Annotated in this window: 14 protein-coding genes; 5 read left to right on the forward strand and 9 right to left on the reverse strand. The window is 70.4% G+C overall.

The annotated features are described in order from the left end of the window. Nucleotides 1–192 precede the first annotated feature (192 nt). Both LG3211_RS23505 and LG3211_RS23510 read left to right on the forward strand, forming a co-directional pair. Complete coding sequence (locus tag LG3211_RS23505) at nucleotides 193–783, forward strand: RNA polymerase sigma factor (RefSeq protein ID WP_057944968.1); 591 nt, start codon at nucleotides 193–195, stop codon at nucleotides 781–783. After that, entirely contained in the window at nucleotides 780–1,292 is a 513-nt protein-coding gene (locus tag LG3211_RS23510; protein ID WP_057944969.1) for a hypothetical protein, read from the forward strand. The genes LG3211_RS23505 and LG3211_RS23510 overlap by 4 nt, the downstream gene beginning before the upstream one ends. A 5-nt stretch (nucleotides 1,293–1,297) precedes the next feature. Here LG3211_RS23510 and LG3211_RS26600 read toward each other — a convergent pair whose 3' ends face one another. The 8 genes from LG3211_RS26600 to LG3211_RS23540 form a co-directional block, all read right to left on the reverse strand. Beyond that, the gene (locus LG3211_RS26600) at nucleotides 1,298–2,026 is read right to left on the reverse strand and encodes an ABC transporter ATP-binding protein (protein WP_057944970.1); all 729 of its coding nucleotides are present in this window, start codon (nucleotides 2,024–2,026) and stop codon (nucleotides 1,298–1,300) included. Next, entirely contained in the window at nucleotides 2,023–3,018 is a 996-nt protein-coding gene (locus tag LG3211_RS26605; RefSeq protein WP_057944971.1) for a hypothetical protein, read from the reverse strand. Before LG3211_RS26605 ends, LG3211_RS26600 begins: the two co-directional genes overlap by 4 nt. A gap of 182 nt (nucleotides 3,019–3,200) precedes the next feature. Then, nucleotides 3,201–4,019 (reverse strand): kanamycin nucleotidyltransferase C-terminal domain-containing protein, encoded by an 819-nt coding sequence (locus LG3211_RS23525; protein WP_057944972.1) that lies wholly within the window; start codon nucleotides 4,017–4,019, stop codon nucleotides 3,201–3,203. Nucleotides 4,020–4,155: 136 nt separating this feature from the next. Then, nucleotides 4,156–4,509: an EF-hand domain-containing protein gene (locus LG3211_RS23530; protein WP_057945701.1), complete on the reverse strand. Its 354-nt coding sequence runs from the start codon at nucleotides 4,507–4,509 to the stop codon at nucleotides 4,156–4,158. Between the two features lie 152 nt (nucleotides 4,510–4,661). Then, the gene (locus LG3211_RS26610; RefSeq protein ID WP_187313092.1) at nucleotides 4,662–4,835 is read right to left on the reverse strand and encodes a hypothetical protein; all 174 of its coding nucleotides are present in this window, start codon (nucleotides 4,833–4,835) and stop codon (nucleotides 4,662–4,664) included. Between the two features lie 10 nt (nucleotides 4,836–4,845). Further along, a complete protein-coding gene (locus tag LG3211_RS26615; RefSeq protein WP_187313093.1) occupies nucleotides 4,846–5,016 on the reverse strand; it encodes a hypothetical protein in 171 nt (56 codons plus the stop codon). A gap of 287 nt (nucleotides 5,017–5,303) precedes the next feature. Next, nucleotides 5,304–6,509 (reverse strand): DesA family fatty acid desaturase, encoded by a 1,206-nt coding sequence (locus LG3211_RS23535; RefSeq protein WP_057944973.1) that lies wholly within the window; start codon nucleotides 6,507–6,509, stop codon nucleotides 5,304–5,306. A gap of 347 nt (nucleotides 6,510–6,856) precedes the next feature. Further along, nucleotides 6,857–7,777, reverse strand: coding sequence for a CHAD domain-containing protein (locus LG3211_RS23540; protein WP_057944974.1), 921 nt, complete (start codon nucleotides 7,775–7,777; stop codon nucleotides 6,857–6,859). A 69-nt stretch (nucleotides 7,778–7,846) separates the two neighbouring features. Here LG3211_RS23540 and mutM point away from each other — a divergent pair, with 69 nt between their 5' ends. The 3 genes from mutM to LG3211_RS23555 all read left to right on the forward strand — a co-directional run bounded on the left by mutM (nucleotide 7,847) and on the right by LG3211_RS23555 (nucleotide 12,476). Beyond that, a complete protein-coding gene (gene mutM, locus LG3211_RS23545; protein WP_057944975.1) occupies nucleotides 7,847–8,659 on the forward strand; it encodes a bifunctional DNA-formamidopyrimidine glycosylase/DNA-(apurinic or apyrimidinic site) lyase in 813 nt (270 codons plus the stop codon). A gap of 243 nt (nucleotides 8,660–8,902) precedes the next feature. Continuing rightward, on the forward strand, nucleotides 8,903–9,475 hold the full coding sequence (locus LG3211_RS23550; RefSeq protein WP_057944976.1) for an ECF-type sigma factor: 573 nt from the start codon (nucleotides 8,903–8,905) through the stop codon (nucleotides 9,473–9,475). A gap of 169 nt (nucleotides 9,476–9,644) precedes the next feature. Further along, the gene (locus LG3211_RS23555) at nucleotides 9,645–12,476 is read left to right on the forward strand and encodes a serine/threonine-protein kinase (RefSeq protein ID WP_057944977.1); all 2,832 of its coding nucleotides are present in this window, start codon (nucleotides 9,645–9,647) and stop codon (nucleotides 12,474–12,476) included. 45 nt (nucleotides 12,477–12,521) lie between these two features. Here LG3211_RS23555 and LG3211_RS23560 read toward each other — a convergent pair whose 3' ends face one another. Further along, nucleotides 12,522–13,064: a DinB family protein gene (locus tag LG3211_RS23560; protein ID WP_057944978.1), complete on the reverse strand. Its 543-nt coding sequence runs from the start codon at nucleotides 13,062–13,064 to the stop codon at nucleotides 12,522–12,524. Nucleotides 13,065–13,101 lie beyond the last annotated feature (37 nt).

Below are 13,101 nucleotides of genomic sequence, written 5' to 3' on the forward strand. Positions count from 1 at the left end.
CGGCCGGACGGCCGAGCCTGAGCGATTATGGGAGCCTGCGCCTTCGGCGGGCGACGGCTTGCGGGCCGGCGCCACTCTTCTGCGAACCGGCGCATGGTAGCAGGCGCGACGCCGGCGAATCCCGTCGCCGGAGCCGGTGAACCTTTTCCGCCAGATCGCGACTACAGGATCGAACCCCGCCGGAATCGCATCTTGAACGCCCCTGCCGCCCACGCCGCGACGCCTGCCGACCCCCGCTACGACGAGTGGCTGGTGGTGCGTTGCCAGCTCGGCGAGCGCGACGCCTTCGAAACCCTGATCCGGCGCTGGCACGGGCCGATCCGCGGCTACGCGCGGCGCCTGTGCGGCGAGGACGAACTCGCCGACGAGATCGCGCAGGACACCTGGCTGCGCGTGCTGCGCGGCATCGCCGGGCTGCGCGACGGCGCCCGCCTGCGCGCGTGGCTGTTCGGCATCGCCCGGCGCGCGCTGATGGACCGGTTGCGCGGCCGCTACGCCGCGCCGCCTCAAGGGGAACCGATCGATCCCGACAGCGTGCCTGCCGACGAGGCCGCGCCGGAGCATGCGCTGGACCACGCCATGGACCTGGACCGGCTGCAACGCGGCCTGGACCGCCTGCCGCTGATCGAGCGCGAAGTGCTGAGCCTGTTCTATCTGCAACAGCTGTCGCTGCAAGACATCGCGCAAGTACTGGAACTGCCGGTCGGCACGGTCAAATCGCGCTTGTTCCGCGCGCGCGGCCTGCTGCGGCGGCAATTGAATCCCACCGGAGCGGATCGATGAACACCCCTGTGAACTTCACCGCCGCCAGCGACGAGGCGCCCTTGCCCGAAGCGCTGCGCCTGTTGCTGGAACAGGAACTCTCGCCCGGCGCGCGCCTGGCCTACGTCGGTCTGCTGTTGCTCGCGCTCGCGGGCGGCGTCACCGTGGCCTCGCTATGGCTCACCGAACCCTCGCTGCCGATGCGCACCCAGGTCGCGTTCGCGGCGCTGCTGACGATCGAGCTGTCGTGGTGCGGCTTCGCGATCTGGGCCTTGCGTCACCGGCGCGTGCTGTACGCGCGCCATCGGCTGGTATCGGCGCGCATGGCCACGCTGTTCTGTGCGGCCTTCAGTGCCGGCGCGTTCGTCCTCGCCGCGAGCGGCGGCGGTCTCAGTGCGTTCCTCGCCGGCGCGCTGGGCCTGATCATGTTGGCGGTGGCGTTGGCGCTGCTGGTGCGCGCGCATCGTTACTACGACGGCTTGCAGCGGCGCCGGTCGGAGTTGCAACGCGCGCTCGATGAGTGCGGCTGAGCGTTTCAACCGGCCAGCGCTTCGACCATCGACTGCTCCAGCGAACGCTGCGGATCGGCGCGGATCGCATCGAGCTCGGCCGCCTGCCATTCGCGCCGCAGCCGCCCGTCCATCAACAGCACCGCGCGGGTGATGAAGCGCTCGGCCACGTCCAGCGAATGGGTCGCCAGCAGCACGGTGGTGCCGCGTTCGCGCGCGAGTTGTTGCAGGTGGCGCTTGAGCGCGTAGGCGCTGAGCGGGTCCAGGCCGTTGAGCGGCTCGTCCAGCACCAGCAGCGGCGGCTCGCCGAGCAGGCCGAGCGCGATCGCCAGTTTCTGCCGCGTGCCCAGCGAGTATTGGCCGATGCGGCGGTCGAGCATCGGCGACAGCGACAAGGTTTCGGCCAGCGCCAAGGTCGATGCGGGGATCTCGCCCAGGCCGCGCGCGCCGGCGAACAGCCGCAGGCATTCGCGCCCGCTCAGCAGCGGCGGCAGCCGCGCCGGATCGACCGCGAAACCCAGCAACTGCTTGGCCGCCAGCGGCGCGCGCACGATGTCGTGGCCGCCGATCAGCACCCGCCCGGCGCTCGGCCGCTGGATGCCGGCCAGGCAATGCAGCAAGGTGGTCTTGCCGGAACCGTTCGGGCCGATCAGCGCGGCGAACTCGCCGGCCGGCAGGCGCAGATCGATGCCGTGCAGCACCGCGTGCTCGTCGTAGCGGTGCTGCAGTTGTTCCAGTTCGAGCACGAAGGTCATGGCGAGGCCGGGCGATGGGCGGGACGCAGCGCGAACAGCGCCGGCAAGCACAGCACGATGAGGATCGCCAGCAGCACTGGCGCGGCGCGCCAGCTCAGCGACAACAGCGCGCAACCCACGGTCGCGTACCCGGCCGCGCAGGCGAAGGCGAAGGCGGGATAACGCCAGGCCGCGCGCGCCAGCGCATGCGGCGCGCGCGGCGCGCTGTGCAGCAGGGTTTGCGCGGCGACGATGCTCGCCGCGCAGGCCTGCACCAGCAGGCTGAACCAGGCCAGCGCGATCACGATCAGCAACACGCCCAGCCCGCTCGCGGCGCCGGTGGAACTGGGCAGCGCCAACAGCACCGCGCCGATCATCCAGGCGTGACCGCCGCGGCGCCAGCGCAGCAGCGCTTCGCGCCGTTGCCAGTCGCTGATGTGCGGCAGGCGCGCGTCGTCGAGCCAGCGCAGGCCGAACAAGGGATCGCGCGCGCCTTCGCGCGCACGCCGGGCGGGATGGCGGCGATGGCGCAGCGCCGAGATCAAACCCAGCACGGCGCCGACCGCGACGCCGGCTTCGATCACCCAGCACGCGCCGCGCCATGCGCCGGCCGGCCCGCCGAACGCGGCCAGCACGATCGCGACGATCGCCATCGCCGCCACGGTGGCCACGGCGGCGAGCGCGATCAGGGTGCCGGTGGCGCGGGCCGGATCGATCGGCGCCGCCGCCCACCAGCCGTGGCGCAGATCTTCGTCGAGCGCGATCAGCCGGCCACGTGCGATCGCGTAGGCGAAAGCGATGGCGAGCAGCCCGAACGGCAACGGCAGTTGCACGATCAATCGCGGCAACGCAGCTGGCAACGCCGCCGCCTGCGCGCTCCACAACCGCAGCGCGATCGGCGCGAGGATGCACGCCGCCAGCACCAGCCCCGGCGTGCGCCAACGACGCCAGCCGCCGCCGCGCGCGGCGGCGATGCGGGCCTCATGGAGCCACGGATGAAGCAGCATCGTCATGAATGGGCGCTTGCAGGGACGGAGTCGGGCAATGACACGAACGCGGCGCGCGGCGCGGATCGGACCGCGCCGGAGACATCGTCATGATCGCGCACGCGCCGCTCCAGTGCCTTAGGTATCGGCCTTACGGAATCGTGCCGGACTCGTCGGGTCGGCAAAAGATCCACCCGCGCGCGAGTGCCTCAGCGTTCGCCGGCCACGCAGCGCCGCAGCAGCGCCGCGTCCAGGGCCACTTCGCCGGCCCAGGCCTCCATGCCGGCCCAGACCCGCTCGATCGCCGTGGTGATCGCCGCTTCGTCGCTCAGATCGCCCTTGGCGACCAGTTTGAACAAGGCCGTCGCGCCGTCCGGCGCCGGCAGGTCGGCGGCTTCGTCCAACAAGCTGCCGGCGCTGACGAACACGTGCCGCTCGGCCAGGCCGATCAGGCAGGCCAGTTGCTCGGCGAACTCGCCGGCCAGCAGCGCCAGCGGCTTGCGCGCGAAGCGGTTGCGCAACTTGCCGACCAGTTCGTACAACTCGCCGACCACGGCCTCGGCCATGGCGCGATCGACCGCCTCGTCGTCGGGATGCGCGGCCAGCGAGCGCAGCGTTTCGATCAAGGTGCCGTGATCCGGTGCGATCCACAGCGCGCGCGCATGCACGAACTGGCCGTGCGTCAGCGCCCAGCGCTCATCGACTTCGCGCGCGAACGCTTCCACCGTGGTGCGCGACATCAGATTGACCTCGGCCTTGCCGCGGCCATGCACCCATTCCAGCGATTCGTCGAAATCCGCGCCGAAGGCGCCGTCGTCGAGCACCGCCCACAGTTCCACGTCCGAGTACGGGCCGTCGGCCTGGCGCGCGGTCGAGCCGTACAACGCGACCGCGAGCAAGCGCTCGCCGTGACGGCGACGCAGTTGTTCGACGATATCGTCCACGAGTTCGCGGCGTTGCTCGCCGGTGACCGATTGGGGGCCGGCGAACAGGGTGTCGAGTTCGCCTTGCGGCAATGCGTATTCCATCGGCGCTAGTTAACACGCGGCGCGCGAATGCGGCAATTGCGCGACGCGGGCATTGCGACGCGCGGCGGAGAATTCGCATCGCTCCGTGCGCCGCATGCGCGCGAACGCGCGATTCAGCTTGGGATCGAACGCGGGATCACTGCGGCGGCGAGGCGAGTTCGCGCGCGTCCAGCCAGCCGTCGTGATTGCGATCTTGTTTGCGAAAACGCTCGGCCAGGGTCTGCCGGTGCTGCTCGCGGGTCAGCGTCGCGCGCGCGCCGCGGCCGCTGGCGGGCTGCTCCTGCGCGTCGAGGACGCCGTCGCGATTGGCGTCCATCGCATCGAAGGCGTAGCTGAGCCAGTCCTGGTACTCGCTCAGCGAAATCCTGCCGTCGCCGTCGCCGTCGATGCGCGCGAGGTAGTCGCCGGTCGAGGTCACCGCCTGCGCGGCGCACAGCACGGGGCAGGACAGCGACAGGTACAGCACGAACGCAAGCGGGCGATAGCGCATGTTCAAGGCGGCGGCGGACGATGCGCTCAGCCTGACGCGGCGGCGCCGCGCGGACAAGAGGCGGGCCCTGATGCTCGGCGGCGACGACCTCGATCGGCGCCAGGACTTCGCCCGAGACGCTGCGCGGCGGTCAGGCCGCGCAGCGCCGACGATCATCTGTCGTCCTGACAGCAGGCGAAGCGGGTGCCTGCGAACTGGCAACCGGCCTTGGGCGCGCAGCCCTCGGCATACCGGTTATCGGCCTGGGCGGCGCTGAAGCCCAGCGACGCGGCGAACAACGCCGCGAACGCCAGCGCGTGCAAACGCTTGCCGCGCAAAGCCTTCATGCGGACGTCCTTACTCGGGCAGGCAACAACCGATCCGCTGGCCGCCGTAGTCGCAGCCGACCTTGGCCGGGCAACCTTCCCTGTAGGGGCTGTCGGCCTGAGCGGCGCCGAAGCCGAGGCCCGCGGCGAACAGCGCCAGAAACAGCAGATGCTTGATGCGACGATTCGATTGCGACTTCATCGGTTCTCTCCTTGAATGTGGCGATGCCTGGACCGGCGCGCGGCCGGCCGTATTCCTTGCGCGCAGGCGGCATTGGACGCCGGCTGCGGCCGGGCGCTCGCCCGGCGCTTCCACTGTGCGCCCCGGCGCGGTCAGGTTCCGGAATGCGGGTCAGAGTTTCGCGGTGCCACGCAGGTCCGCGGCGGATGGCCCGGGCCGGCGGCGCGGATCGGCTCGCCGCCCGCGCGCGATGTAAAAAAAACCCGCGCATCGCTGCGCGGGTCTTGACCGTTGTGCGGCGACGCGGCTCAGTGGCGCGCGGGCGCCAGGGCGTAGCCCTTCAAGCGCTCGGAGAAAGCTTGCAAAGCGTGGATGCCGCTGGCTTCGGCTTCCACGCACCAGGCGTGCAGGCGCTGCAGCGTGGCCTGGGCGTCGTGCGAGCGATCGTCCAGCACCTGCGCCAGGCGCTGGCGGAAATCGGCCAGGGTCGCCATCTTCGGGCGCTCGTCGATCCAGTTCTGCAGATGCGTGCGGGCGCCGTCGTCAAGCCAGCGGCCGCCGTCGGCCAGGCCCTTGCGCAGGCGACGCGGCAGCGAGCGCATGCGGTCGCCGGCGTTGCCGGCTTCCTCGCGCAGCGCCGGCAGGGTGACGTTGCGGTAGTAATCGGTCATGGCCTGGAAGCGGATCGCCAGCAGCGCCTTCAAGGTTTCGCTGTCGGGCATGGCGATGTTCGGGCGCACGTCCAGCGACGGCGCCACGCGCAGCACCTTGGCCAGGCGCAGCGCGCTCAGGCCGCGGATCACGGTCCAGCCGATATCGAACTCCCACTTGCGCAGGGCGAACTTGGCCGAGCTCGGGAAGGCGTGGTGGTTGTTGTGCAGTTCTTCGCCGCCGATCCAGAAACCCCACGGGGTCAGGTTGGTCGCGGTGTCGGTGGTTTCGAAATTGCGATAGCCCCACCAGTGGCCCAGGCCGTTGACCACGCCGGCGGCCCAGAACGGAATCCACACCATCTGCAGCGCCCAGATCGCCACGCCGGCGGCGCCGAACAAGGCGAAGCTGAGCACCAGCAACAGCACCGGGCCCATGGTCGCGTGCGGGGTGTAGAGCTTGCGTTCGATCCAGTCGTCCGGGCAGCCCTTGCCGTACTTCTCGATGTCCTCGCGCTCGGCGCGCGCTTCGCGGTACAGCTCAACGCCGCGCCACATCACCGTGTCGATGCCCTTGAACTGCGGGCTGTGCGGGTCTTCCTCGGTCTCGCACTTGGCGTGGTGCTTGCGATGGATCGCCGCCCACTCCTTGGTGATCATCGAGGTCGTCAGCCACGTCCAGAAGCGGAACACGTGCGCGAGCGCGGGATGGAAATCGACCGAACGGTGCGCCATCGAGCGGTGCAGGTACAAGGTCACCGACATGATGGTGAGCTGGGTCACCACCAGGAAATACACGGCGAGTTCCCAAAAGCTGGCCTGGATCAGGCCGCCGGCAAGGAAATCGATCAGGGACGCGGGCATTGCAGACTCCGGGAGGGACGGTGGCTGTGGCGGCAGCCGGACGGTACGGCCTTAGGCCAATTAAAAGACAGTTGTATATTGGATGATGCCACGTAGTGATGACCGTTCGCGCGGGTACGGCCTCGGGTGTTGTGATGGGGTTGTAAATTCCAACGGGCAAGGCGCGGAGAATCGGGCGCGGCGGTGGGGTTCAGGGGGATGAACCGCAGGCGCCACAGGGCCGGGAAGTCTGTTGCGGGAGGGGCTTCAGCCCCGATGCTTTCCGCTCCGGGGCTGAAGCCCCTCCCACAACAGCGTTTGCAGGGCCTTGAGGGTCCGCAACAGGCCAGCTCCACCCAGGCCGTGGCTCAGTCCTCCGCCCTCTCCCCATCCCCGGCGATCCGCTCGCGCTGCCGGGCCAGTTCGGTCTCGGCGAAGCGCTTGAGCGCGACGCGGTCGGGCTTGCCGAACGGCGAGCGCTTGCCGCAATGGTCCAGCAGCAGGTTCAGGTCCTGGGCCTCGCCCAGGCGCTCGATCTGGTGCTTGTCGAACTTGGGCGCGTCGCGGCCCAGCTTGGCGGCCTTCAAGGCGCGCTGCTGCTGCGACAGCCGCCGCGCGCGCCGGCGCCAGCCGTGCCAATCCTCGTCCGAGCCGCTGCGGCGGGCGCGGGCGCCGGTCTGGGCGACCCGCATCAGGCTGGCGGCGACCGCTTCGCGCCAATGTTCTGGCTGCAGGTCCGCCCAGGGCAGCGCCCGCAGGCCGGCGCGCAACACCCTCAGCAGGGACCGGCGCGCGCCCAGATCCGGGTCTTCCGCGCGGGCCTGACGCGCCGCCGCCGCCCGCCCGGCCGCGGCACGGCGACGCGCGCGCAACAGCAGCGGGCGGATGTCGGCCTGCGTATGGCTGCGCAGCAGGCGGTCGAAGGTTTCCACCAGGGCATGCGCGTCGCGCAGGCTCGACAGGTCGCGGTTGAGGCGGCGCAGCTCGCGATCGATCAAGGCCGCACCCGGGCCCAGCGCCGCGCCGCCCAGGGCCAGGGTGGCGCGCGCCCGGCGCAGGCTCTTGCGGGCCAGATGCACGCCGGCATGGATGCGATTGCCGCGCCAGCCCAGCGCGTCGAGGGCCAGATCGAGCTCCCTCGATGCAAACCCGCGCAGGCGCAAGCCGGGCGGCCGCTCCGAGTCCTCGGCGGCGTCGGCCTGCGCCGCGTCTTCGCCCACGACGCCATGCGCCGCGGCGGACCTGGGCCCGGCTTCGGCGCATTCCTCGGATGCACTCGCCTGCTGCATGAGCGACTTCCTCGATTCGCGACCGATGCCGTATCGGCAGCGGCCCGACCGGGATAGTACGCTGGCGCCATGCCTGAATTACCTGAAGTCGAAACCACCCGGCGCGGCCTGGCGCCGCACCTGGAAGGCCGCCACGTGGTGACCGCGATCCTGCGCCGGCCCGACCTGCGCTGGCCGATCCCGCTGCAGATCGAGGACACCCTGCCCGGCCAGCGCATCGACGCGGTGCGCCGCCGCGCCAAGTACCTGCTGCTGGACACCGCCGCCGGCAGCGCGCTGCTGCACCTGGGCATGTCCGGCAGCCTGCGCGTGCTGCCGGCCGACACGCCGGTGCGCGATCACGACCACGTCGATCTGCTGCTCGACAGCGACCAGGTGCTGCGCTTCAACGACCCGCGCCGGTTCGGCTGCCTGCTCTGGCAGCCTCCGGGGGAAACCCACGAACTGCTGCGCGACCTGGGTCCGGAGCCGCTGTCGGACGACTTCGACGGCAACTACCTGTTCGAGCTCAGCCGCGGCCGCAAGGCGCCGGTGAAGACGTTCCTGATGGATCAGAAAGTGGTGGTCGGGGTCGGCAACATCTACGTCGCCGAGGCCTTGTTCGCCGCCGGCGTGTCGCCGCTGCGCGCGGCCGGCAAGGTCTCGCGCGAGCGCTACGCCGAGCTGGCCGGCGCGATCAAGACCATCCTGAGCTACGCCATCCAGCGCGGCGGCACCACCCTGCGCGATTTCATCAGCCCCGACGGCGCGCCGGGCTATTTCGAGCAGGAGCTGTCCGCCTACGGCCGCGGCGGCGAGCCCTGCCCGCGCTGTGCGCGGCCGCTCAAGCAGGCCAGTATCGGCCAGCGCACGACGGTGTGGTGCGGGCACTGCCAACGCTGAATGCGGGCCGGCGCGGCGCGGCGGACGCGGCCGATAGTCGGTCGATACCGCGCCGTCCATCGGTCGGCGGACGCGTTTGTCATCCGGTCCGCAAGCCGTGCGTTCACCGGCCGGGGTGATTTACGTGCACTCTGCGTGCCTTGAAGACGGACGCATTTCGGCCATCGGAAGCCGGATTGGTGCCGCCAGGTGCGCTACCAAGTAAAGATGAACGCGCTATAGTCGTACCGAGTCGAGGGGCATATGGCCGATAGCGCTGACATCACCATCCTGTTGGATGCCGCCCGCGAGGGCGACCGCGGTGCGCTCGACCGCGTGCTGGCGACGCTGTACCAGGAACTGCACACGATGGCCCGGCGCCAGCTCGCCGGCCAGCACGGCCAGACCCTGGACGCGACCGCACTGGTTCACGAGGCCTACCTGAAACTGGTCGGCCGCCGCGAAGCCCAGTTCGACGACCGCGCACACTTTTTCGCCTATGCCGCTTCGGCCATGCGCAGCGTGGTGGTGGACTACGCGCGCCAGCGCCTGGCGCAAAAGCGCGGCGGCGATCTGCACCGCGTCACCGAATTGCCCGACGACGTCGAGGGCGGCCTGCGCCTGGACGAAGACACGCTGGGCCTGGACACCGCGCTGACCAAGTTGGCCGCGGTCGATCAGCGCCTGGCCCAGGTGGTCGAGCTGCGCTATTTCGCCGGCCTGTCCGAGCTGGAAATCGCCGCGCTGCTGCAGCGCTCCGAGCGCAGCATCCGCCGCGACTGGCAGAAAGCGCGGCTGTTCCTGTTGGCCTCGTTGCAGGATGAGCCCAGCCGCTGACGGCGTCCGCGTCGCCGGCGGTACACGCGCAGCGCGTCTGCAAGGAATGCGCACCGTCATGATCGCCAAGGCTTCATCCCCGCCGATCGCCGCCGCGTTCGATGCCGTGCGCGCCGATGCGGCCGCCCGCCCACGCGCCACCGCCTTCGCTTCGGCGGCCTGATCGCGCATGGATGCCGAGCGCTGGCAACGCCTGTCTCCGCTGCTCGACGCGCTGCTCGAGCTCGATCCGGTCGCCCGCGCCGAACGCCTGCGCGAACTGGGCGCCGACGATCCCTCGCTCGCCGCCGATCTGGCCGGGCTGATCGCGCTGGAAGAAGGCCACGAGGACTTCCTGTCCGAACCCCTGGTGACGCCGCAGGCCAGCGGCATGCGCCCGGGCGTGGAAGTGGGTTCGTACCGGCTGGAAAGCCTGCTCGGCGAAGGCGGCATGGGCCAGGTCTGGCTGGCCTCGCGCGCCGACGGCCTGTACCAGCGCCGGGTCGCGTTGAAGCTGCTGCGCCCGGGCCTGGCCGACACCAACCTGCGCACCCGCTTCACCCGCGAACGGCAGATCCTGGCCCGCCTGGCCCATCCGCACATCGCCCGCCTGCTGGATGCCGGCGTGACCCGCGAAGGCCTGCCGTACCTGGCGCTGGAATACGTCGAAGGCGAACCGATCACCGACTACTGCCGCAATCAGCGCACGCCGCTGGACAAGCGCCTGCGCATGTTCCAGCAGATCTGCGACGCGGTCAGCCACGCCCACGCCAACCTGATCGTTCACCGCGACCTCAAGCCGTCCAACATCATGGTGACGCCGGGCGGCGACGTGCGCCTGCTGGATTTCGGCATCGCCAAGCTGCTCGACAGCAGCGACGTGCCGCTGCCCGAGCAGACCCGCACCGGCGCGCGCGCCTTCACCCTGCACTACGCCGCGCCCGAGCAAGTGCGCGGCGAGCCGGTCACCACCATGACCGACGTGTACTCGCTCGGCGTGGTGCTGTACGAACTGCTCACCGACGCCAAGCCCTACAAGCTCAAGCGCCAGACCGACGCGGAATGGGAAGAGGCGATCCTCGCCGCCGATCCGATGCGGCCCTCGCAGGCGGTGCTGCGCTATGCCGATGCCAGCGACGCCGACATCGATCCGGTGTCGCTGCGCCGGCTCGGCCGGCAGTTGTCGGGCGATCTGGACAACATCGTTCTCAAGACCCTGGCCAAGCGGCCCGAGCAGCGTTATCCGTCGGTGGAAGCGCTGTCGCTGGATCTGCAGCGCTTCGAATCCGGCCGCCCGGTGCTGGCGCGCGCGCAGAGCCTGCGCTATCGCTTCAACAAATACGTCGCCCGCCATCGCTGGGCGCTGGCGACCGCGGCGCTGGTCGCGGTGGTGCTCAGCGCCGCGCTCGGCATCGTCGCCTGGCAGGCGCGCGAAGCGGTGGCCGAGGCCGCGCGCGCGCAGGCGATGCAGGATTTCATGGTCGGCCTGTTCGAAAGCGCGCGCGGCACGCCCGAAGGCGAAGCGCTGGACCTACGCGGCCTGCTCGATGCCTCGGTGGCGCGCGGCAATCGCGAACTGGCCCGGCAACCGCGCGCGCGCGCGGAGTTGTTCGGCGTGATCGCGCGCCTGCGCACCAGCCTGGGCGACTACAACGAAGCGCGCGCGCTGCTCGAACGCCAGACCTCGATCATGGCCTCGGCCGACGACATCCCCGACAGCCTGCGCCTGGAATCGATGACCCAGCGCGGCAAGGTCCTGCGCCTGCTGAACCTGCCGCGCAACTGCGCCGCGCTGATGCAGCCGGCGCTGGATCTGGCCCGGCGCGAACAATCGCAACTGCCGCTGCAGTCGAGCGAGTTCTATTCCGAACTGGGCCGCTGCCGCCGCGCCAACGGCGAACGCCAGGGCGCGCGGCAGTTGTTCGAGCGCTCGCTGGCGATCCGTCGCGAGATGCTCGAAAACACCGACGCGGGCGAAGTCGAAAACCTCATGGACCTGGCCAGCCTGCAAGCCGATGCCGGCCAGAGCCGCGAAGCGCTGCAAGGCTTCGAACACGCGCGCCGGCGCCTGCAGCAGCGCGTCGGCGACCGCCATCCGCTGCAGGTTGAGATCGGCCGCAGCCTGGCGGCGTTGCGTCGCGACCTGGGCCAACTCGGCGACGCCGAGCGCGACGCCAGCGAGGCGCTGGCGATCGCGCTGGAGGTCAACGGCGCGCAGCATCCGGCGACCCTGGCGGTGCGCCTGCAACTGGCCGAGCTGCATGTGGATCAGGGCCAATACGCGCAGGCGCAGACCGAGTTCGAACTGATCCGCGGCCTGCTCACCCAGCGCCTGGGCCCGGATCACCTGGAACTGGCCAGCGTGCGCAATGCGCTGGGATTGATCGCCTGGGAACGCGGCGACCTGGACCGCGCGCTAGGCGAGCTTGATCGCGCCATCGCCATCGTCCGCCAGCATCGCCTGCCCGCCGTTCAATCCGATCGCCTCGCCGAGCTGCTGTTCAATCAGGCCGTGGTCCTGCACGAGGCCGGCCGCGACACCGAAGCGCGCTCGGTGCTGGAACAGACCCGCAACCTGCGCATCCGCCGGTTCGGCCCCGAGCACGGCAGCGTCGGCGACACCGAGCGCGTGCTCGGCGATGTCGAACTGGCGCTGGGCGAACCCGAGCGCGCGCTGCCGCGGCTGCAACGCGCCCTGCAACTCACCCGCGCGGCCTATGGCGAACGCCATCCGCGCACCCGCCACGCCGAACTCGACCTGGCCCGCGCCGAAGCCGGCAGCGGCGACAGCGCCGCGATCGCGCACCTGGATTCGCTGGCGGAACTGCCGACCACCAACGAAGACCTGCGCACGCTCGGCTGGCGCGCCCAGGCCTACGCCGCGCAGGCGCGCTGCGTGGGCACGCAGCGCGGACAGGCGCGGGCGAAACTCGATGCGCTGTTGCGCACCGTCGCCGAAGCGCGGCCGGACGGCAGCGAAGTCGGGCGCGAGGTGCAGGCGATACGCGACGCCTGCGAATAAATCGCCGTCGCGCCGCGCGGCGTGCTCGATCGCGCGCGCGAAGTTTCAGTCGCCGTCCACGTTGACGATCAATCCCAACAGATCCGTCGCGCCCACATCCACGCCGGCCTGCGTCAGCAAGGTCGTGGCCTGGCCGCGGTGATGGGTCTGATGATTGAAGAAATGCATCAGCAAACTGCCGAAGCGGCGGCGCGAGGGCACGCCCTTCATGTTGGCGTAGTCCAGCGCGTGATCCAGATCGCTTTCGCTCAACTGCACCGCCCAGGTTTCGATCAAGACGTCCAGGGCCTCGCGCTCGGCGCGCAGCGGCGGCAGGCGGTCGTGGACGATCGCGGCGATATCGAGCGGCCGCGGCCGCAAGCGGATCGGATCGAGCGCAGCGAAGCGGGAGGGATGGGCGGCGAAGCGATGCAGCCAGACTTGGTCGGCGACCAGCAGATGATTCAGCGTGCCCAGGATCGAGCCGAAGAACGCGCCGCGATCGGCGGCAATCGCCTCGTGCGGCAGCTGCGCCGCGGCGGCGTAGACCTTGTCGTTCATCCAGCGGTTGTAGGCGGCCATCAGCACCGCGTGTTCGCGCAGATTCATCGCAGCGGCTCCTGCCGAGGGAACACCTGAGTTTAGC

Origin of the sequence: Lysobacter gummosus (assembly GCF_001442805.1) — a bacterium.
Lineage (GTDB): Bacteria > Pseudomonadota > Gammaproteobacteria > Xanthomonadales > Xanthomonadaceae > Lysobacter > Lysobacter gummosus.